Origin of the sequence: Acinetobacter sp. SwsAc6 (assembly GCF_013391565.1) — a bacterium.
Lineage (GTDB): Bacteria > Pseudomonadota > Gammaproteobacteria > Pseudomonadales > Moraxellaceae > Acinetobacter > Acinetobacter cumulans.
The window spans coordinates 41,522-62,411 of the sequence record NZ_JACAXE010000018.1; the positions used below are offsets into that span (position 1 = coordinate 41,522).

General features: G+C 40.2%; 17 protein-coding genes. 8 read left to right on the forward strand and 9 right to left on the reverse strand.

Translation table 11 applies throughout. The features are described 5' to 3' along the window. Window positions 1-237: 237 nt before the first annotated feature. Together HYG93_RS12445 and HYG93_RS12450 are read left to right on the forward strand one after the other, a co-directional pair. Window positions 238-1,698 (forward strand): ATP-binding protein, encoded by a 1,461-nt coding sequence (locus HYG93_RS12445; protein WP_178962521.1) that lies wholly within the window; start codon window positions 238-240, stop codon window positions 1,696-1,698. Between the two features lie 206 nt (window positions 1,699-1,904). After that, on the forward strand, window positions 1,905-3,422 hold the full coding sequence (locus HYG93_RS12450; protein WP_106985551.1) for an acetyl-CoA hydrolase/transferase family protein: 1,518 nt from the start codon (window positions 1,905-1,907) through the stop codon (window positions 3,420-3,422). Window positions 3,423-3,529: 107 nt separating this feature from the next. On the opposite strand, the gene HYG93_RS12455 is transcribed toward HYG93_RS12450, so the two are convergent. After that, a complete protein-coding gene (locus HYG93_RS12455) occupies window positions 3,530-3,814 on the reverse strand; it encodes a hypothetical protein (protein WP_106985552.1) in 285 nt (94 codons plus the stop codon). 407 nt (window positions 3,815-4,221) lie between these two features. On the opposite strand from HYG93_RS12455, the gene HYG93_RS12460 reads away from it, so the two are divergent. From HYG93_RS12460 to HYG93_RS12480, 5 genes are all read left to right on the forward strand, one after another. After that, a complete protein-coding gene (locus HYG93_RS12460) occupies window positions 4,222-4,908 on the forward strand; it encodes a DsbA family oxidoreductase (protein WP_106985553.1) in 687 nt (228 codons plus the stop codon). A 552-nt stretch (window positions 4,909-5,460) separates the two neighbouring features. Beyond that, window positions 5,461-5,634: a hypothetical protein gene (locus HYG93_RS12465; protein ID WP_167514215.1), complete on the forward strand. Its 174-nt coding sequence runs from the start codon at window positions 5,461-5,463 to the stop codon at window positions 5,632-5,634. 339 nt (window positions 5,635-5,973) lie between these two features. Then, window positions 5,974-6,153 (forward strand): hypothetical protein, encoded by a 180-nt coding sequence (locus tag HYG93_RS12470; RefSeq protein WP_106985554.1) that lies wholly within the window; start codon window positions 5,974-5,976, stop codon window positions 6,151-6,153. A 13-nt stretch (window positions 6,154-6,166) separates the two neighbouring features. Next, window positions 6,167-7,690, forward strand: a complete 1,524-nt coding sequence (locus HYG93_RS12475) for a hypothetical protein (protein ID WP_178962522.1) — start codon at window positions 6,167-6,169, stop codon at window positions 7,688-7,690. Between the two features lie 88 nt (window positions 7,691-7,778). Further along, window positions 7,779-8,891 carry a hypothetical protein gene (locus tag HYG93_RS12480; protein ID WP_106985558.1) on the forward strand — a complete coding sequence of 371 codons (1,113 nt, stop codon included), beginning with the start codon at window positions 7,779-7,781 and terminating at the stop codon, window positions 8,889-8,891. Between the two features lie 76 nt (window positions 8,892-8,967). On the opposite strand, the gene htpG is transcribed toward HYG93_RS12480, so the two are convergent. The 5 genes from htpG to HYG93_RS12505 form a co-directional block, all read right to left on the reverse strand. Next, the gene (htpG, locus tag HYG93_RS12485; protein WP_106985559.1) at window positions 8,968-10,887 is read right to left on the reverse strand and encodes a molecular chaperone HtpG; all 1,920 of its coding nucleotides are present in this window, start codon (window positions 10,885-10,887) and stop codon (window positions 8,968-8,970) included. A gap of 100 nt (window positions 10,888-10,987) precedes the next feature. Next, window positions 10,988-11,332: a lysozyme inhibitor LprI family protein gene (locus HYG93_RS12490; protein WP_106985560.1), complete on the reverse strand. Its 345-nt coding sequence runs from the start codon at window positions 11,330-11,332 to the stop codon at window positions 10,988-10,990. 152 nt (window positions 11,333-11,484) lie between these two features. Next, window positions 11,485-12,087 (reverse strand): OmpW family protein, encoded by a 603-nt coding sequence (locus HYG93_RS12495; protein ID WP_106985561.1) that lies wholly within the window; start codon window positions 12,085-12,087, stop codon window positions 11,485-11,487. A 249-nt stretch (window positions 12,088-12,336) separates the two neighbouring features. Continuing rightward, complete coding sequence (locus HYG93_RS12500) at window positions 12,337-13,704, reverse strand: Na+/H+ antiporter family protein (RefSeq protein ID WP_106985562.1); 1,368 nt, start codon at window positions 13,702-13,704, stop codon at window positions 12,337-12,339. 112 nt (window positions 13,705-13,816) lie between these two features. After that, window positions 13,817-14,692, reverse strand: a complete 876-nt coding sequence (locus tag HYG93_RS12505; protein WP_106985563.1) for an alpha/beta fold hydrolase — start codon at window positions 14,690-14,692, stop codon at window positions 13,817-13,819. Between the two features lie 113 nt (window positions 14,693-14,805). Here HYG93_RS12505 and HYG93_RS12510 point away from each other — a divergent pair, with 113 nt between their 5' ends. Further along, entirely contained in the window at window positions 14,806-15,288 is a 483-nt protein-coding gene (locus HYG93_RS12510; protein WP_106985564.1) for a DUF4442 domain-containing protein, read from the forward strand. A gap of 42 nt (window positions 15,289-15,330) precedes the next feature. On the opposite strand, the gene HYG93_RS12515 is transcribed toward HYG93_RS12510, so the two are convergent. The 3 genes from HYG93_RS12515 to rpoC all read right to left on the reverse strand — a co-directional run bounded on the left by HYG93_RS12515 (window position 15,331) and on the right by rpoC (window position 20,755). Beyond that, window positions 15,331-15,687, reverse strand: a complete 357-nt coding sequence (locus tag HYG93_RS12515; RefSeq protein WP_106985577.1) for a DNA transfer protein p32 — start codon at window positions 15,685-15,687, stop codon at window positions 15,331-15,333. A gap of 159 nt (window positions 15,688-15,846) precedes the next feature. Further along, the gene (locus tag HYG93_RS12520) at window positions 15,847-16,404 is read right to left on the reverse strand and encodes a hypothetical protein (RefSeq protein WP_117007829.1); all 558 of its coding nucleotides are present in this window, start codon (window positions 16,402-16,404) and stop codon (window positions 15,847-15,849) included. 151 nt (window positions 16,405-16,555) lie between these two features. After that, window positions 16,556-20,755 (reverse strand): DNA-directed RNA polymerase subunit beta', encoded by a 4,200-nt coding sequence (gene rpoC, locus HYG93_RS12525; protein ID WP_106985566.1) that lies wholly within the window; start codon window positions 20,753-20,755, stop codon window positions 16,556-16,558. Between the last annotated feature and the right edge of the window lie 135 nt (window positions 20,756-20,890).

Genomic DNA, 20,890 nt, shown 5'->3' on the forward strand with positions numbered 1-20,890 from the left:
TTGGCATAAGAGTCAAATCACTGGCTCTCATGTCCGGAAATGCCATTCGCTGCTGTTTGAGCCGCTTGAAATTGAATTTATAAAACTAAAGTGCGCGAGTTCAGCGAATGGCAAAAATTTTGGTTACTTTTTTAAAAAGTAACATAACGAACTCCTTCCAAAGAACGTTCCAGCAGTAAGATTCCATCACAAAGAACAAAAACTGCATTTCAAAAAATTTGCTTAAAGGATTTCTGCGTGAAACTCGAACCCATCGACCCACAGGAGTTTACCGACTACGTTACCTACTCCGAAAAAAAACGGACACCTTGGGAACGCTTCCTAGATAAAATCAAACCCCGGTCTGCAGCTATGCGCACCACGGTTTTAGTCTTATTTATCGTATTTTTCAGTTTATTTATGTCGCTGTGGTTCTTTTGGCGCACTTTGTATTTACCAGAAATTCAACAACATGCACGCTATTTGGCTGTTGAGCTAGAAATTATCAACAATCCACAATTACGTATTTTTCACAACAATGCCGAAGTTGATGTGGATAATTGGCTAAAAAATCGAGTCGGGATCGAATACATTACCGATAAAAAAGAATTTCCAAACGTTAAAGATAAAGTCATCGCTGAATTCTTTACCAATCAAATTGAACAAAAATTGGCAAAGGAAATGCGCATTGACAATGCCACGGTTTATTTTCAATTTAAACCAGACCCACGTATATGGATTCAAACCCCAGAAATGAATGGCAATTGGGTGCGTGAGCCACTCAAAACCTACGCCAACTATAGCCCTGAACTTATTTTAGGCTGGCTACTCGGTATTCCACTTATTGCTGCAGTTATTATTTTAACCTTGGTGCGTCAGCTCAACCGTCCGCTTGCACGCTTACAACACGCAGCCAATAGTTATAGTAAAACAGGGAGTGCGCCCTATTTAGAAACCAATCATGGACCACAAGAAATCCGTGAAGTGAACCAAGCATTCAACCACATGATCTATACCTTAGACCAAACAGAACGTGACCGTCGCATTATGTTGGCAGGGATTTCACACGACCTGCGTACACCGCTCACGCGCATTCGGCTCAGTGCAGAAATGATGCCAGATGATGATTTTTTAAAAGAGGGCTTGATTTATGATGTCGAAGATATGGATGCCATTTTAAATCAGTTCATTTCTTATATGCGTGATGGTTCTGATGAAGAACCTCAAGACACCGATATTAATATGTTGCTACAAGAGCTCGTCATCCAGTTTAAGCCACTCGATATTCGTTTCGATGCACAAGACCTTCCCGTTATTCAAGCCCGTAGCCTTTCACTCAAACGCCTCATTGGTAATTTAATCAACAACTCCAAGCGTTATGGTGCAGAACCAATTGAACTTGCAACCAGATATGAAGGTGACCATATCCTGATCAGTGTGGCTGATCATGGCGAAGGGATTCCAGATGATCAAATTGAAGACCTCATGCAACCCTTTGTCCGCGGTAATGATGCCCGCACAATACAAGGTAGTGGATTAGGTTTGGCCATTGTAAAACGAATTGTCGATATTCACTCTGGACAACTTTCAATTCATAATCGGCCCGAAGGCGGACTAGAAGCGATCATTTCCTTACCGCTCAAAAAGCTAGAAAATGATGAAGTTTTAAACATCAGTCCATTGGAAAAAATTAAACAAAGTTTTACTGAACGCTTTTAACAAGCGTTCAAAAATACAACAAACAGTTTTGTATACTACTTAAACAACTATTTTTTTAGTTTTAAAAATCATAAAGATAAAAACCATAAATAATTCTTATACCCGCATTTTTTCAAAAAATTAGACCTTAGCCTAACAGGTATGCAAAATGGCTTTTTTGATCGGTACAATCCGTATCAGTTTTGAGATTTTAATGAGAGTAAAAGATGTCTTTAGATCGCATCCGTTTAGCGTCACTTCACGATAAAGTCATCAGCGCGGCAAAAGCTGCTGAATTTATTAAAGATGGCATGACTGTAGGTATGAGTGGCTTTACCCGTGCTGGTGAAGCAAAAGCAGTGCCTTTGGCCTTGGTTGAACAAGCGCATGCGAACCCGTTAAAAATTACTTTAATCACGGGTGCATCTCTAGGCAATGACTTAGATAAAAAATTAACAGAAGCAGGCGTACTTGCTCGTCGTTTACCGTTCCAAGTAGACAACACTTTACGTAAAGCAATCAACAAAGGCGAAGTGATGTTCATCGATCAGCACTTGTCTGAAACTGTTGAACAAATGCGTAACCTTCAATTAAAAAAGCCTGATGTTGCTATTATTGAAGCTGTTGCAATCACTGAAGACGGTGGCATCATTCCAACAACGTCTGTAGGTAACTCTGCAAGCTTTGCGATTTTTGCTGAAAAAGTAATTGTCGAAATCAACACCAACTTAAGCCCTGCTTTTGAAGGTTTACACGACATCTACATCCCTACTTACCGCCCAACACGTCAAGCAATTCCATTGACTCATGTTGAAGAGCGTATTGGTACACATGCAATTAATATTGATCCTTCAAAAATCGTAGGTATCGTATTTAACAACGAATTACATGATTCTCCATCAACAGTGACTGCACCAGATGATGAGACTCAAGGTATTGCCAATCACCTCATCGCATTCTTTGAAAAAGAAGTTGCTGCTGAACGCCTACCGAAAAACTTAGGCCCGCTTCAAGCTGGTATTGGTTCAATTGCCAATGCAGTATTGACTGGTCTTAAAGATTCAAACTTCGAAGACCTCATCATGTACTCTGAAGTTCTTCAAGACTGTACATTTGAACTTATCGATGCTGGCAAAATGAAATTTGCTTCAGGTTCATCAATTACACTTTCTGCAAAATACGGCGAAAAAGTATTTAACAATCTTGAAGCGTACAAAGACAAATTAGTACTTCGTCCACAAGAAATTTCCAACCATCCTGAACTTGTACGTCGTTTAGGCATCATCGGCATTAACACTGCGCTTGAGTTCGACATTTACGGCAACGTAAACTCAACTCACGTATGTGGTAGCAAAATGATGAACGGTATTGGTGGTTCAGGTGACTTTGCGCGTAATGCTCACATTGCTATTTTCGTAACAAAATCAATTGCGAAAGGTGGCGACATTTCATCAGTAGTACCAATGGCATCTCACGTAGACCATACAGGTCATGACGTAGATGTATTGGTAACCGAGCAAGGCCTAGCAGACTTACGTGGTTTAGCACCTCGTGAACGTGCTCGTGCAATTATTGATAACTGTGTACACCCAATGTACCGCGATGCATTGAATGATTACTTTGCACGTGCATGTGCAAAAGGCGGTCAAACACCTCATCTTCTTCGTGAAGCGCTTTCTTGGCACTCTAACTTTGAAGAGCAAGGCCGTATGTTGGTAGATGCAACAGAAGCTAAATCAGCTTAAGCATCTCTAGCATGTAAAAAAGCACCCTATTCAGGGTGCTTTTTTTATGGCATTGGCACTCAAAAAAACAGAAGTATCAATAGAATTTAATTTCACTGGCAAGCTGATTACCTAAGCTCCCCTTTTTCATTGACCTGAAACAACTTACCAAAGGTCGTGGCCTCTGTAGCCGTTTGAGCAGATGCTGGAGCAAAGAATTGCTGAATCTGATGGCGAATAACATCTAAGTTCAGACCATAAGGATCTTCAGCCGACATATTGCTCACCCCCTGCCCAATCACCATACTTAAAGCATCATTATCCAATGACATCATTGTAGGTAATGAATATGCCGCCATGGATTCAAAAGATAAACCGACAACCAAACCAATAAAAATAGATCGTTTAATCATAGCGATTCCCTCATATCGTCAAATTAGCGCCCAAAGCTTGATAATTAAGGGCGCTAAGTTTTATCTATTCAGTGCTTAAAAATACGGCACAACATGACAAAAAAAAATTAATTAGCAAAGCTAAAAAGAAAAATTACCCCTAGCGGATGAGGTTCTTTTCATTTTAATTAGGATTTAATTTTTAGCATAATAATTAACCATTTATCTAGAATATTCAGACCAAGTGTTATATTTTTTCTTTTTGTTCTGATTTTTTAATTAAGTTTCTCTATAAATTAAGTGGACATTTCTTATTTTTAAAAACATCCAAAGATGCGATGTATTTTTTTATTTGCTACATCTCAAATGCGCTTTAAATTCTCAAGCTCGCCCCAATAATTTATAAAAACGATTGGTTGAGAAAAATTATGCGCGTTGATATTTGGTCAGATGTGGTTTGTCCATTTTGCTATATTGGAAAAAAACGTTTAGAGAGTGCGGCTGAAGAAGCAGGTGTCGACTTAGAAATTCATTGGCACAGCTTCCAACTTGACCCAGAAGCACCAACACGCCAAACAGTTTCCAATTCAGAACGCCTTGCACAAAAATATGGTCGCACAGTCGCTGAAGTTGAAGACATGCAACGCAATATTGCCAGCATGGCTAAAGAAGAAGGCATTGAATTTAATTGGAAAAATGCCAATTCTGGCAATACATTTAATGCCCATCGCCTGATTCATTTAGCACAAAGCAAAGGGCTGGGTAATGAAGCTAAAGAAGCTTTATTTTATAGCTATATGACTCAAGGCCTAGCCATTGGCGAACGTGAAACCCTTGAAGATGTGGCTGCACGTATTGGCTTAAACCCTGTTGAAGTTGATGATTTGCTCGATTCAGATGAATTTGCTGACTTTGTGAAATTTGATGAAGAGGTTGCACGTGAGCAACTCAAAGTTACGGGTGTACCATTCTTTGTATTTGATGAAAGAATTGCTTTAGCAGGTGCACAACCGAAAGAAGTCTTTTTACAAGTGTTAGATAAAGCTACTGCTCCACCTGAAACAAAAAATGCAAATCAATGCAATGACGACCAGTGCGAAACTCCTGAAAACTAAGTTCATTTTCATGTGAACTCAAATTTCAAAAAAAATTCTCTATCCGTAGGGAATTTTTTTTGCTTTTAGCTCCTCAAATTCTGCATTTGTCGCCAATGGTTAGATAAGAGACCGCGTGATGGCAGACCACCAGCTTAAACCTGTTTCAATGAGCATATTTAACACCAGCACCAAATAATCACCCACCTATTCTGCAACTGAAAATAGCTCAATATAAACATTCAACGAAACTGTTGTTTCGCTACATCATGCATGAGCAAATTCAGTAAAACCCCCTCTCTATAAGATGAAGCTTTTAACTGTAAATGATGTATTTTTCATCAATAAATTAAGCCTTTAGTTCTTGTGTTTATTCCTAAAATCAGAAGTAAAAACTATAGAGCAACAACTCTAACACCATGTTTTATATTGTATATTTATATTGCCGTTTATCTTGTATTGCCGAAACGATCATTTTTTAATATACCACTTTTGCTATTATTTTTATGTTTTTAAGATTTACCTTTTCTCCTTACTCAACATCGTTGAGTATTTGATTGTTAGGATATTGTGATGAACGCACTTCAATCTATTTTGGCTGTTTCTGTTTTAGCTCTTTCTTCTGCTGTATCTGCTCAAATCGTATACGTACCTGACTTCCCTGTTAAAAAATCAGTACAAACTGAAACTGCAACAGAAGTTCAAGCACCTGCTACTGATACAACAGAGACACAAAAAGCGGCTTAATCTATTTAACTAGATTTTTCCATTAAAAAACCAAGCATCCTTTATGGAGCTTGGTTTTTTAATTGCTTTTATTTTATGTAAGCATCAATCCAAAATTTTTATTTGTATTTTTTCCATGCAAAACTACATTTCAATATGACCATATTTGTCATCATAGCATTCGCATCATGATGACAATTTTTTACCCTAAATGACTAAAATTTCACTTTTTTATTAAAAAATGATCAATATTTTTAAAAATTCATGCAAAGAAATGCGGATTGTTGTTCCTGTTTCCATTTACCTCACTCTATAATCAAAACTTCTTTTTTATAAATGTCTTGTCCATCAGGCGGCGTTATGCAAGAACTACAAGCATTGATACAAGGTAAAATTTCTCCCTTTGCTATTAAAATTGATCATTTAATGGAAATGGCAGAAAAATACCCAGAACCCAATTCGTCAGAATATAAATTAGTGGAACTTGCCACCAATATTGTACTGAGCGCTTATTTAGAAAAAACACAAAAATATTTTTAAGGGCATCGAAGGTATGAATGTATTAGAAAAAGCACAGCTCCTTAAAGAACTCCATGATTTACTCAATCATTTAGAGAATCGTAGCCTTAATTTTTTTGAAATTGCCAAATCAAAGAATAGAATTAAGCAAATTTTCAAGCTATGTGATGAACCTATTTTTCATAAGCAACAAGCTGAATTTAAACGCCGCTCAGAGCCTAAGGTTTCTGCCATTGAGTTTGCTCAACAAAGTGCTTATGCACTGAGTTTTGTCGGCTATTTTGAACAAGAAGATACCCTATTAGAGCAATTTGGCTCACAACATCAGCTAGGCTGGGGTCTTTTACATCATAGCAATGCAAGCTGGAAAGTGATTGTTTACACCCCCCAGCTGACGCAGCCATGGCAAAGCCCGTGGGGAACGCTAGAACAGAGTTTTGCAGTAATGCAGACCCAGCATACCGAACATGGTCTATTGACCGATGAAGCATTATTACATGCGCAGCAAATACTGCCATTGGATAGTGTTGTTTCTCATGAGATTGTTACAGAAAACACTTCACCTTATTGTTTTGATGAAGTCATTATCACTGAGACAGATCCCTCGGACAATCATTCCATCAGTGTAAATAGTGACTCCAATACAGCAGAAGCAGAAGCAGAAGCAGAAGCAGAAGCAGAAGCAGAAGCAGAAGAGATTAGCTTATATGCTGATGTACCTACACAAACAGAATTTGGTGTGAACACGCCATTAATCCCCGACCCTATCATCGAATTTAAACCAGCACTGATCGAAGAACTCACACCGATGCCAGAGGTGGAGACTATACCGAGTCAGGAATTTAACGCACCAGAGCAAATCGCTTTATTTAAACTCAAAGCAGCAGTACAGGTCATACCACCCAAAACAGCCACTGAAGATGTTTTATTACACTTAAACATTGAAAGCATGCCTGAGCTTGATCAGCATGCCACGCTGATCATGCATGCCAATGCCATTGAGACATGGCAAAACATGCCAGCAACCTTGGCTGAACAAATCGATAGTGATAATAAATTTATTAAATATATTTTGCTATTTGGTGCACATAATCATAGCGCTGCCATGCGCCTATTAAATCAATATTGTCGCCATGCTAATTTGCATATCGCAGCCATTAAAGAATTAAGCCTCAATAGCTTAGGCATGGACTTTACAGATGCCGATTTGCTATTTCGTGCTTATCAGGAACGCGCTCATTTACTGTGGTCAATGGATCATTACTATCCTTATATTCCAGCGCATTTGGTGCATACCCCAAAATTCATTCTATTTGAAGAAGCCGCTGCAACACGTCAAACCCCCATTTTATTGCTCTTAGAACGGAATAAGACCCGAGTGATTCATGGCGAAAATCGAATGGCCTTTGATCATTCAGAATCTGCCTACCCTTACTTGTTGCTCAATCGCCAACAAGACATCACATGGCAACGCATTCACAATATTATTTTGGAGATGCCCCAACCGATTGATGTTTTGACCCTGTATCAAACCCTCAAACAAACTGAGCTGGAATAATTGCTGTCTTTTTGTATATTGCCTTGTTTTAAGTCAGCTTTTTCACCACACTAAAAAGATGATCATTAAGTACAAGGGATAAAGTCGAATGCGAACAATAAAAAAACCTTTTGCTTATAGCCTATTTATTTTTAGTGCGAGTTTAAGCTGTATGTCCAGCTTTGCAGCCGATACAGCAAATCCGCCCACTGAAATGACAGAGACTGATAGCACAGAACAGGGATTGTTATATCAAATACCACGCTTGATTGATGCAACACCAACAGTATTCCCTGAGCAATCTGAAGAGAGTACAGTACCCACCACTTCAGAAACTGAAAATTCGACATGGCCCGATCGACAACAAAAAAACATTCGCGAATGGGCCGATCGTACAGCACATAAAATTGATAATTGGTTTGGCGATACCAACCCTAACCACCCAGCGTCTGCAACACTACGGGTCATCTTAGACAGCACATGGAATAAACATGATGGTTATGAGCTAAGTCCTCGAATTCGAGGGAAAATTAAGCTCCCCACCCTAGAGCAAAAAGTGAGTGTGGTTTTTGGTGATGATAGTCTGGACAATGAATTGGCAAATAATGTGGCAATTACCAATGAAAACCCAGCCAGCCAAAATAATAAAAATATCGACAACAAAAAAACCCGTCAAGATAATGGCTCTATTGCCATACGCTGGTCAGAGTTTTCTAAACACGTCCCTTTTACAACCGACTTTGACATCGGGATACGTTCTGGAAGTGATATTTATGCCCGCTTGAAGGCATCTAAAGATTGGCAATTAGACAATGATTTTAGCTTTCGTGCAGAGCAAATTTACCGTTATGGTATTGATAGTAAAAACTACCTGCGTACCAATTTAGAGTTTACCCAAAGTAAGCCTCATCATCCTATTTTATCCAATCAATTCAACCTCACGTATGCTGATGCACAAGATGACGACTTAAGCTGGGACAATTTTAGTTTTCGTCAACACCAGTTTTTTAAAGGCAATAGCTTTAGCTACGGGCTTTATACCGGGGGTTATTATAATGACAGTGACTTACGCCTAAATAGCTATGGCCCATTTGTATCATGGCGCCAACCTGTATTACGCGAATGGTTTTTTGTGCAAGGTGATTTAAATTATCTGAATGATCATCGTGCTGATCGTAGCCACTTTCTAGGGGCATTGGTTCGTTTAGAGGCGCTGTTTTAAATCTAGTTTTTTAAATGAATCATGCTAAATATTTAGCCTCCCAAAGGAGGCTAAATATTTTGAGTGTGATACTTAATTACTTCAATAACAGACTATTAATACGTTTAATGTATTCCGCTGGGTTTTCAGGTAAACCACCTTCAGCAATCACGGCCTGATCAAAAATCACATTGGCCAAGTCATCAAATTGATTTGATGTCTCTAACTTTTTCACCAACGGATGCTCAGGGTTAATTTCTAAAATTGGTTTACTCTCTGGCACTGCCTGACCTGCTTGCTTCAACATACGAATCAACTGCGGTGAGAGCTCACCATCACCTGTCACTAAACATGCCGGAGAATCAACCAACCGTGTTGTCACTCGTACTTCTTTGGTTTTGTCCTTTAATGAACCAGATAGTTTTTCAATCACTGGCTTAAATTGTTCAGCTGCCTGTTCTAAAGCTTTTTTCTCTTCGGCATCTTGTAAATCGCCTAGATCAACTGCACCCTTCGCAATATTTTGCATTGGTAGACCATCAAATTCTGTCACGAATTCCATCGCCCATTCATCAACACGCTCAGACATCAACAACACTTCAATGTCTTTTTTCTTGAACAATTCCAGTTGGGGTGAGTTCTTTGCCGCAGTTAAGCTATCTGCAGTGACATAGTAAATCGCCTTTTGACCAGCCTTCATACGCGCTTTATAGTCAGTTAATGCAGTGCTCACATCATCATTTGTAGATGTCGCAAAACGTAATAATTTTAAAATTCGCTCACGATTACCAAAGTCTTCACCTAAACCTTCTTTGAGTACTGAGCCAAACTCAGCATAGAAGGTTTTGAATTTCTCTTGATCTTGGACATCTTCAGATTTCGCTAGACCATCTAAGACGGTCAAAATACGTCGTGTATTGCCTTCACGGATGGTCTTCACATCACGGCTTTCTTGTAAAAGCTCACGGCTGACATTTAAAGGCAAATCTGCACTGTCCACCACACCTTGCACAAAACGCAAATAGTTTGGAATCAGGCTATCTGCTTCATCCAAAATAAATACACGCTTCACATACAGCTTAATGCCAGCTTTTGCTTCACGGGTAAAAATATTACTGGCCGCTTTGCTTGGGATATACAGTAACTGCGTATATTCTGTATTTCCTTCTACGCGATTATGTGCCCAAGCCAATGGTGCTTCGTAGTCGTGGCTTAGATTTTTATAAAATTCTGTATATTGTTCATCTGTAATTTCATTTTTATTGCGCGTCCATAATGCACTGGCTGAGTTAATCGCTTCCCACTCATCCGTTTTTACATATTGACCGCCAGCTGGCGCTTCACCTTCTGCTGATTCTTCTTCCTGCCAAACTTCTTTTTGCATTTCAATTGGTAGGCTAATATGATCAGAATATTTATTAATAATTTGCTTTACTTTATAAGACTCTAAATACTCCAACGCATCGTCACGCAAGTGCAAAATAATGTCTGTTCCACGTGAAGCCTTACTAATCTGTTCAACCTCAAAATCACCCGTACCACCGCTAATCCAGCGTACACCGTCGGTTGCCTCTTCACCTGCACGGCGTGATTCCACCGTAATTTTTTCTGCAACAATAAAGCCTGAGTAAAAACCCACACCAAATTGACCAATCAATTGAGCATCTGACTTTTGATCACCTGTGAGTTTAGACATAAAATCTTTGGTGCCAGATTTAGCAATCGTCCCTAAATTATCAATGGCTTCTTGCTGGCTAAGACCAATACCATTATCTGAAATAGTGATGGTTTTATTGTCTTTATCTAAGCTAACGCGAACATGCAAATCTGGATCATTTTCGTAATATTCAGGATGGTTAATACCTTCAAAACGTAATTTATCGCATGCATCAGAAGCATTTGAAATTAATTCGCGCAGGAAAATTTCTGGATTTGAGTATAACGAATGGGTTACGAGATGCAGTAGTTGGGCCACTTCTGCTTGGAAACTGTGTTTTTGGGTATTCTGCTCGCTCATTGCTTACTCCTCATATTCATGAACAATTTTTTTATTAACTGTGTATATGAATGGAGTAAGTTTGCTTTTTTTCAATCCTCTACTGCTGATTTTTTCAGCATTAAAATGGACCTTTTTTATAAACGCGTTCTAAATATAAATCTAATTTTTGCTGGCGCATTTTATACACGTCCGTTAAGCAACTGACATTATCTAAACATTGGTCACGTAAGGCCAACCATTTGAATTGCTCATCTTGAATCAAGCCACGTGTACCCATAGGCACTAAACGCTTCACAATGCTGTATGTCGTCGCCATTTTAACATCAGCATCATTTAATCCCCCATGCTTACAGATCGCATGTTCTGTTGTGGTATTTGCTCGGGCACAATTAAAACTGGCCGCTTGAGTATTGACTGCAACTAAAGCAAAACCGATACAACTTAAAAGCACCACAAGCTTCATGCTCATCCCCAAATAAATCTGTACATTTTTCTTATACTGTAACAACTTAGCTGAAATTAAACAGGACAAATCTGCTCAAATTACACATGATCAACATATAGGCAAATAAAAAGCCCCGTCTAATGACGAGACTTTCAATGCAAATTCAGTTCTTAGAATTTGTAGCTATAACCCAGTGTATACACAACCGGATCAATATCTAAATCGAATTTAGTTTTACCAACAGCCAAAGCAGTTGCATCATCTAAAGTCACTTCAGGACTCAATTTAGCATAACGAACGTCAGCATATACGCCCCAGTTCTTTGCATCAGCTGGTTGATAGTTAAAGCCAATTTGGCCAGCAACGCCAAAGTCTTCTTTAACATCTTTAGCTACGCCTTTTTCATCCCAAGCAATAAATGCTGTACCACCTACACCAACATAAGGAGTGAAACGTGTATTATTTTTAAAATGATATTTAGCAGTGATTGTTGGTGGTAAGTGTTTTAACTTTGCAGAATTCACACCATTGACCATTACATCATGGTTAAACGGCGTTGCTAAAAGCAGTTCCGCAGAAATATTATCTTTAAAGAAATATTCAACAGAAGGCGTGAAACCATATTCTTGAGCGGCTTCAACAAGAACACCAGTAGCTAGTGTCGTATCGCTTGATGGCGCCAAAGATGAAGCACCAACTTTTACCTGCCATTGACCAGCCATTGCTGAAGCAGACATCCCCAATAATGCAATAAGAGCAGCTTGTTTTAACATATTAAACAACCTTCTAGAATGAATAAATAAATAATAAACATGAGTATTAATATTATGCAACCACATTATTTAATATTTTGAAAAGTTATTATCTAATATATTGTTTATTATGTATATTTATTTTAAACCAATCAGCTTGGTTGGTTTTAAAAATCCAACCAAACTGATTAACTTTTTACATTATATTTCCAACTCTTTTAATCAAGATTAATATTCCAATATTGATTAATTATGTGACTTGGTTTGCAATTAAAGTACCATTGCCGCGATCCAACCAAAGATCATTAATGGAATGTTGTAATGAATAAATGTCGGAACTACACTGTCTCTCATGTGATCATGTTGACCATCCATGTTTAAACCAGAAGTAGGACCTAGAGTAGAATCTGATGCTGGAGAACCTGCATCACCTAACGCTGCTGCAGTACCAATCAGTGCAATTGTTGCAGCTGGACTAAAACCAAACTGTAAGCATAGTGGCACATAAATAATGGCTAAAATTGGCACTGTCGAAAACGATGAACCAATGCCCAGTGTAATGAGCAAGCCTATCAGAAGCATCCAAAACGCAGCCAAACCTTGGCTATTACCAATCCACTGTACTGATGCTTCGACCAAAGCGGGTACCTGATTCGTCGCTTCAATAACCGATGCAAAACCTTGCGCAGAAATCATAATAAAGCCAACCAATGCCATCATACGCATGCCCGTAATAATCACATCGTCCGCTTCTTTCCATTTGAAAATGCCAGCAAAACTCAAAATACCGACACCAACCAAACCTGCAAGAATCATTGAGTCTGAATACAACTGTGCTGCTAGGGTCGCAACGACAGCTACACCTGCCATATAAATGGTGAATTTCGCAACTTGTGGTTTGCCATCATCATCGCTATCTACAGTGCCAGCAATCGTATGATGGGTTTGATTAACACTGACATCTGCATATTCACGCGGTTTGCGGTAACTGAAGAAAATCGCAATCAATAAGCCTACAAACATACCAAAAACGGGAATAGCCATTGCAGAAGGAATATCTGCAAAGTTGATTTGAAAACCGTATGGCTTACCGAAGGTATTGATGTTTTGACCTAAAATATCATTCAGGAAGATCGCACCAAAGCCAAAAGGTACCAACATATAGGTACCAACCAAACCAAAAGTCAGCACGCAGGCGATAAGACGGCGATCTAATTTTAAATGGTTAAATACGCTAAGTAGTGGTGGAATCAAAACTGGAATAAACGCGATATGTACTGGAATCACGTTTTGCGAGCACACAGCAGCAATCGCAACTGTTGCAAAAATCGTATATTTAACTCGGTTTTGTGCTTTGGCATTGCTACTGCCCTTGAGCTTAGTAATTAAATTATAAGCCAAAAGATCTGGTAAGCCTGAACGCGCCAATGCTAAGGCAAAAGCACCCAAAACACCGTAAGCCAATGCAATTTGCGCACCATTACCCAAGCCATTGTTAAATGCTTCAATCGTGCCATGGATGCCCAATCCAGCCATCAAGCCACCTGTGACAGCACCGATAATCAGTGCAAAAACCACAGGCACACGAGCCAATGACAGTCCAAACATGACTGCAATTGCGGTAAGAATAGCCAACATAAGTAAAAGGGAGTCTGAAAAAAGAACATATTTTATCAGAGTTTGTTTGCTATTCTGTACCCTCTTATCTATTTCAGTCGGTCATTCTTTAGAATGCTATTGCATAGGTTGACTAAGCTGTATGATGCTTATTCACAAACGCTTTGATATAGCTCGCGATTTTTTCTGGCTGACTGAGTATTGCCCAATGGTTCGCTTCAACTTCAATAACCGATAAATCCTCCACCCATTGGGGTAATGCATCTATATAGTCTGGACTAACAAAATTATCATGCTTTAAAACAATTGCTTGTACTGGGCAAACTGCATAGCGCTGTCTAGGTTGGCTTAAACGTGGAATAAAATTGGCACGGTACAAACTGATGCCGTATTTACCATCTTGCTGAATATTATGATTCAACGGAAGTTGCTTTTTCCGTTCCAACTCGTCGACGATTTTGCCCCAACGCTCAGGATTGAAAAAATGCCAAGCGCTCGGCGCTACAAATGGCAATTGAAACACTCCGATATACCAAGACTTGCTCAGCAATTTAAGTAAATTAACTTTATTCTCTTTAAACTGCTCTCGTAGCAACAGTGCAGCATGATCTAAGCATGGGCCTGAAATCGTGCTATACGACAGCAAACGGCCACGGAATTTCGCTTCAGTTGCAGATTCCCAAGACTGAATCGATCCCCAATCATGAGCAGCTAGATGGAACGCACGGTCTGGAAGTATCGCATTAACAACACTCTCTAAATCTCGTGACAGCTGTTCTAGGCGGTAATCTCGAATGCGTTTTGGAATACTGGATTGACCAGCACCTCGGACATCATAGGTTACAATATAAAAATCTTGTTGCAATTGCTGAATCACCAGCTCCCACACTTCTTGATTATCTGGGTAGCCATGTACCAGAACCAAAGCAGGTTTTTCTGGATTGCCCCATGTTTTTACATAAAGACGTTGCTGATCTGAGGTGTTTACCCACTGTGTACGTGCTTCCATGATACTTATCCTGTTACTGGCGTTTTATCTTGATGTTCTGGCAATGTAATCAATGCCTGTTTTTATAATCTGTTTTAGTATGATGACAACAGTATAAAAAGAAATTGACCGTTATGAGCCTATTCAAAAAAATTATGACAATACCCATTGTCTCGAAATTCTTACTCAATCACTATGCACCCTATAAAGGCGCTGGAATTGAAATTGATAAAATTGATCTGCCCAATTATCACATTCGGGTCAAAATGCCACTCACCCGTAAAAATCAAAATGTTGTCGGTGTACACTTTGGCGGTAGCTTATATTCGATGGTTGACCCCTTTTACATGCTGATTTTAATGCATCATCTGGGTTCTAAATACATTGTGTGGGACAAAGCCGCCACCATTCAGTTTCTTTCTCCTGGACGCGGTACGGTGTATGCCGATATTCGTTTAGACTTTCAAGAAATTGAGCATATTAAATCATTGGCTGAAAACTACGCACCTGTGCTACGTAACTATAGTCTCAATATTTTTGATGAAGCTGGGCTACGTATTGCTGAAGTTCAGAAGACGCTTTATATCCGTCGCAAACAACCTCACGCACGAAAATAAAAAAAAAAGCGCTTGAACCTTCAAGCGCTTTTGCAATCGCGATTAGCGATTTTGTTCAATTGCAGCACCTGCACCGCCACCAATCGCACCACCAATGGCCGCACCAGCATTGCCACCAAATACGCTCTTACCAACAGCTGAGCCAATCGCACCACCTACACCACTGTAAGTTGCATTACGATTTGAGCCACCTTGTGCTTTACTACCAACTGCTGCACCTGCACCACCGCCAATTGCTGAGCCAGTACCACCACCGATGTTGTTACCCACACCGCCACCAATTGCACCACCTAAGGCAGCTGCACCAATACGCTGTTCATTTGCACTCATGCTTTCGCAACCTGCTAACATTGCAGTTGAGAAGATTGCAATTGAAAGTACTGCTACTGTTTTTTTCATATTCATGTTGAAGTCCCCGCTACTTATTTCAATGATAGGATACGTTTATTGTATGGATAGATACGATTTATATTGTTACGTCTCAGCATGAATTTGCTGTCATTTGTAAAAAAGCCCATATCTCAAAAGCATTTTGGGGTTAGCTATGCTATAAGCCGTTCATTCCAAAGGTAAAGCATCATCCCCTTCACTTAGTACTGTAATATCTCGCGTGACTGTTCCATTTGTGGTTTGGACTGCATGTGAAATTTTGGCACTACTCTTAGGATCCTGACGCTGATCGAGCTGTAAAGTGCGCTTCACGGGTGCAGCATCTTTTTTAAACTCCATACCTTCTGCGTCAATTTTTTTACTCTTAGAAATGATTTCACCATCTTGCTTAACCGTAGTGCTCAATTCGATTTTCGAAGTTGGAATAATCACACTGCCTTTTTGTACAACAGGTACTGATAATTGTTGCTCTGAAAAGGTCTCTTGACCATCTTGCAACTCAATTTCACGTGCAACGATGTCTTTACCATGATTGGTCATCTCTAACACCGTCGCACTCACTTGACGAACAGGTGCTTCACCTGCCACACGGCGAATCACTTCGGTCTTTAATACAGGCACAATCGCTTTATCTTGGATTTGAATACTATGTGGCATGGGTGCAGCCATTACAGATGCTGACATAGATAACAATGCAAAAGAAAACAATGAATTACTAATTTTCATATGTATCCCCCTAGTCTTTTAAAGTTATGAATAAGATATAAATTACGTCGTTATATTTTTAATATAGGTAATTTAATAGACAGAATAAAGCTTTATTTTTCACAATAAAAAAGCCACCCGAAGGTGGCTTTTTATTCATTTAAAGGACTAATTAAAGACCGTTAAATTCATCACTAAATGCTTGGCTTAACGCTTGATCTACATCAGAGAAGTCATTGTGAAGCTCAAGCTCTGCAGCTTCTGCTTCTTGACGACGACGTTCTAAATGGTAAGCAAGACCAGTACCCGCTGGGATCAGACGACCCACAACAACGTTTTCTTTCAGACCACGTAAATCATCTTCTTTACCTGTTACAGCAGCTTCAGTTAACACACGAGTTGTTTCCTGGAACGATGCAGCAGAGATGAACGAGTCAGTAGAAAGCGATGCTTTCGTGATACCCATTAATTGACGTTCAAACTTCGCAGGGAATTTGTTTTGTGCAAGAACAGCTTGGTTCTCGCCCATCACGCGGATGTAATCCACTTGTTCGCCTTTAATGAAGCTTGTATCACCGCCGTCAGTGATATCAACTTTACGAAGCATTTGACGTACGATAACTTCAATATGCTTGTCGTTGATTTTTACACCTTGGAGACGATATACGTCTTGAACTTCGTTCACGATGTAGTTGGTCAATGCCACTTCGCCTTTCAGACGTAAAATGTCATGCGGGTTTTGTGGACCATCAGAAATCGTTTCACCACGGTTCACATGTTCGCCTTCGAACACGTTAATGGTACGCCATTTCGGAATAAGCTCTTCGTAGATCTCAGAACCATCATCCGGAGTAATTACTAAACGGTTTTTACCTTTAGTTTCTTTACCAAAGCTTACAACACCTGAAATCTCAGCAAGAATTGCATGCTCTTTTGGTTTACGCGCTTCGAACAAGTCAGCTACACGTGGCAAACCACCGGTAATATCACGAGTACGTGAAGATTCTTGCGGTACACGACCAATAACGTCACCCACACCAATTGTTTCGCCATCGCGAACAGTTAGGATGGTGTTTTGTGGCAAGAAGTAGAACTGTTCAGAACCATCTGCCTGATCCAATACAACTGCCGGACGCATATCTTTACCTGACGCAGGACGTGAAGTCACTGGCAAGATTTCGATAGTGGTCATACCTGTTGCATCATCAGTTTTCGAAGTAACAGTTACGCCATCAGCGATTTGGCTGAAACGTACTTTACCCGCGAATTCTGTAACAAGTGGATGTGTATGCGGATCCCAAGTTGCAACGATACCGCCTGCTTCAACTGACTCACCATCTTTAATGATGATTGATGCACCGTAAGGGATTTTATAACGTTCGCGTTCACGACCGATGTCATCCGCAATACCGATCTCACCTGAACGAGATGTCGATACCAAGTGGCCTTTTGCGTGTTGTACTGTTTTCACATTGTGGAAACGTACTGTACCTTTGTTACGTACTTGGATGCTGTTGGCAGCAGAAGTTCGGCTTGCAGCACCACCCACGTGGAATGTACGCATTGTTAACTGTGTACCTGGCTCACCAATTGATTGAGCAGCCATTACACCCACAGATTCACCTGGGTTTACCAAGTGACCGCGTGCCAAGTCACGACCGTAACATTTCGCACACACACCGAAAGTCGATTCACAGTTTACAACTGAACGTACTTTAACTTCATCGACACCTTGCTCTTCTAAGTAGTTTGCAAGTTTTTCATCAATGAGCGTATTACGTGGAAGAATCACGTCATCAGAACCTGGTTTCTTCGCATCTTCAGCAAGTACACGACCCAATACTCGAGTACCTAAGTTCTCGATAACGTCGCCACCTTGAATGAATGGAGTCATTACTAGACCGCCAAACGTACCACAATCAGGCTCAGTAATGACTAAGTCTTGTGCAACGTCTACCAAACGACGAGTTAAGTAACCAGAGTTCGCAGTCTTCAATGCTGTATCGGCCAAACCTTTACGCGCACCGTGTGTTGAAATGAAGTACTGAAGTACGGTCAAACCTTCACGGAAGTTTGCTTTAATTGGTGTTTCAATGATCGAACCATCTGGTTTCGCCATCAAACCACGCATACCCGCTAACTGACGAATCTGAGCTGCCGAACCACGGGCACCTGAGTCAGACATCATATAGATCGAGTTGAATGATTTTTGCTTCTCGTCTTCACCCTGTTTGTTTTTAACAGTTGTGTAAGACAAGTTGTCCATCATCGCTTTCGCTACTTGGTCGTTTGTACGCGCCCAAATATCGACAACTTTGTTATAACGTTCGCCGGCAGTTACGAAACCTTGTTCAAACTGTTGTTCGATTTCACGAACTTCAGCTTCTGATTTCGCAATAATCGCTTCTTTGTTTGGTGGAATAAGCATGTCTTCCATACCCACCGAAACGCCAGAACGAGTTGCTTGACGGAAACCCAAGTACATCAATTGGTCAGCAAAGATAACAGTATCTTTCAAACCTAATTTACGGTAGCAAGAGTTAATAATCTTAGAGATGTTCTTTTTCGTCATCTCAACGTTGATTTGTTGGAAATCCATACCTTCAGGTACAACTTCCCAAAGCAAACAACGACCAGGTGTTGTGTCTACAACAATCGTTTGATGCTCACGGTTACCGTTTTCATCAATTACTGTTTGATGCACACGTGCTTTAACACGCGCATGTAGATCAACTTGACCCGTTGCAAGTGCACGGTTTACTTCGTCAGTATCCGCAAACACCATGCCTTCACCTTTGGCATTGATTGCATCACGCGTGATGTAATACAAGCCCAAGACAACGTCCTGAGAAGGTACGATGATTGGCTCACCGTTCGCTGGAGACAAGATGTTGTTTGTAGACATCATTAACGCACGAGCTTCTAATTGAGCTTCAAGTGTTAATGGAACGTGTACCGCCATTTGGTCACCGTCGAAGTCGGCGTTAAATGCCGCACAAACTAACGGGTGAAGACGGATCGCTTTACCTTCAATCAGAATAGGTTCAAATGCTTGAAGACCTAGACGGTGAAGTGTTGGCGCACGGTTCAACATCACTGGATGTTGACGAATTACAGATGCAAGAACGTCCCAAACTTCTGGAGTTTCGCGCTCAACCATTTTCTTCGCAGCTTTAATGGTTGTTGCTTGGCCAGATGCTTGTAGTTTAGCGAAAATGAATGGCTTGAATAATTCAAGTGCCATTTTTTTCGGAAGACCACATTGGTGTAAACGTAAAGATGGACCTACGGTAATTACAGAACGACCAGAGTAGTCAACACGCTTACCAAGTAAGTTTTGACGGAAACGACCTTGTTTACCTTTGATCATATCTGCCAAAGATTTAAGAGGACGTTTGTTCGAACCAGTAATCGCACGACCACGACGGCCGTTATCTAACAATGCATCCACAGACTCTTGTAACATACGTTTTTCGTTACGTACGATAATGTCTGGTGCTGCAAGGTCAAGAAGACGTTTTAAACGGTTGTTACGGTTGATCACACGACGGTAAAGATCGTTCAAATCAGAAGTCGCGAAACGACCACCTTCAAGTGGTACTAACGGACGAAGATCTGGTGGAAGAACTGGAAGTACAGTCAACACCATCCATTCTGGTTTGTTGTTCGAATCTTTGAACGCTTCCATCAACTTCAAACGCTTAGAAGCTTTCTTAAGCTTAGTTTCTGAAGTTGTATTTGGAATTTCTTCACGTAGGCGTGAGATTTCGTTTTCAAGATCGATGTCTTTCAACAAGTCTTGAACCGCTTCAGCACCCATTTTCGCTGTGAATTCGTCACCGTGTTCTTCTAACGCATTGAAGTATTCTTCATCGTTAAGAAGTTGGTATTTCTCAAATGGAGTCATACCCGGATCTGTTACAACGTAAGATTCGAAATACAATACGCGTTCGATATCACGTAGCGTCATGTCTAAAAGAAGACCGATACGGCTAGGAAGTGATTTCAAGAACCAAATATGCGCAACTGGAGATGCAAGCTCAATGTGACCCATACGTTCACGACGAACTTTCGCAGTTGTTACTTCAACGCCACATTTTTCACAAATGACGCCTTTGTATTTCATACGCTTGTATTTACCACACAAGCATTCGTAATCTTTTACTGGACCAAAGATTTTGGCACAGAATAAACCATCACGTTCTGGTTTGAACGTACGGTAGTTGATGGTTTCTGGCTTTTTAACTTCACCGTGAGACCATGACTTAATCATTTCTGGTGACGCAAGACCAATACGGATGCGATCAAACTCTACAGGAGCATGACCGTCTGAATCCGTCTTTTTGCGCATGATATCGAGCAAGTCTTTCAATTTTTTTCTCCGTGTGTCGGGGAGATTTTCACTCTACGACTGGGTCACAAATATTGTTTTTTAACTGAGAAATCCCCCTTGCCCCTCTTTATTAAAGAGGTGAGAAGCACTGCTTCGCAAGGGAGATTAAATGGA

Coding starts and splice junctions, on each gene's coding strand:
- HYG93_RS12450 (WP_106985551.1), top strand. CDS start 1,905: ATGTCTTTAGATCGCATCCGTTTAGCGTCACTTCACGATAAAGTCATC.
- HYG93_RS12455 (WP_106985552.1), bottom strand. CDS start 3,814: ATGATTAAACGATCTATTTTTATTGGTTTGGTTGTCGGTTTATCTTTT.
- HYG93_RS12460 (WP_106985553.1), top strand. CDS start 4,222: ATGCGCGTTGATATTTGGTCAGATGTGGTTTGTCCATTTTGCTATATT.
- HYG93_RS12465 (WP_167514215.1), top strand. CDS start 5,461: ATGAACGCACTTCAATCTATTTTGGCTGTTTCTGTTTTAGCTCTTTCT.
- HYG93_RS12470 (WP_106985554.1), top strand. CDS start 5,974: ATGCAAGAACTACAAGCATTGATACAAGGTAAAATTTCTCCCTTTGCT.
- HYG93_RS12475 (WP_178962522.1), top strand. CDS start 6,167: ATGAATGTATTAGAAAAAGCACAGCTCCTTAAAGAACTCCATGATTTA.
- HYG93_RS12480 (WP_106985558.1), top strand. CDS start 7,779: ATGCGAACAATAAAAAAACCTTTTGCTTATAGCCTATTTATTTTTAGT.
- htpG (WP_106985559.1), bottom strand. CDS start 10,887: ATGAGCGAGCAGAATACCCAAAAACACAGTTTCCAAGCAGAAGTGGCC.
- HYG93_RS12490 (WP_106985560.1), bottom strand. CDS start 11,332: ATGAAGCTTGTGGTGCTTTTAAGTTGTATCGGTTTTGCTTTAGTTGCA.
- HYG93_RS12495 (WP_106985561.1), bottom strand. CDS start 12,087: ATGTTAAAACAAGCTGCTCTTATTGCATTATTGGGGATGTCTGCTTCA.
- HYG93_RS12500 (WP_106985562.1), bottom strand. CDS start 13,704: ATGTTGGCTATTCTTACCGCAATTGCAGTCATGTTTGGACTGTCATTG.
- HYG93_RS12505 (WP_106985563.1), bottom strand. CDS start 14,692: ATGGAAGCACGTACACAGTGGGTAAACACCTCAGATCAGCAACGTCTT.
- HYG93_RS12510 (WP_106985564.1), top strand. CDS start 14,806: ATGAGCCTATTCAAAAAAATTATGACAATACCCATTGTCTCGAAATTC.
- HYG93_RS12515 (WP_106985577.1), bottom strand. CDS start 15,687: ATGAAAAAAACAGTAGCAGTACTTTCAATTGCAATCTTCTCAACTGCA.
- HYG93_RS12520 (WP_117007829.1), bottom strand. CDS start 16,404: ATGAAAATTAGTAATTCATTGTTTTCTTTTGCATTGTTATCTATGTCA.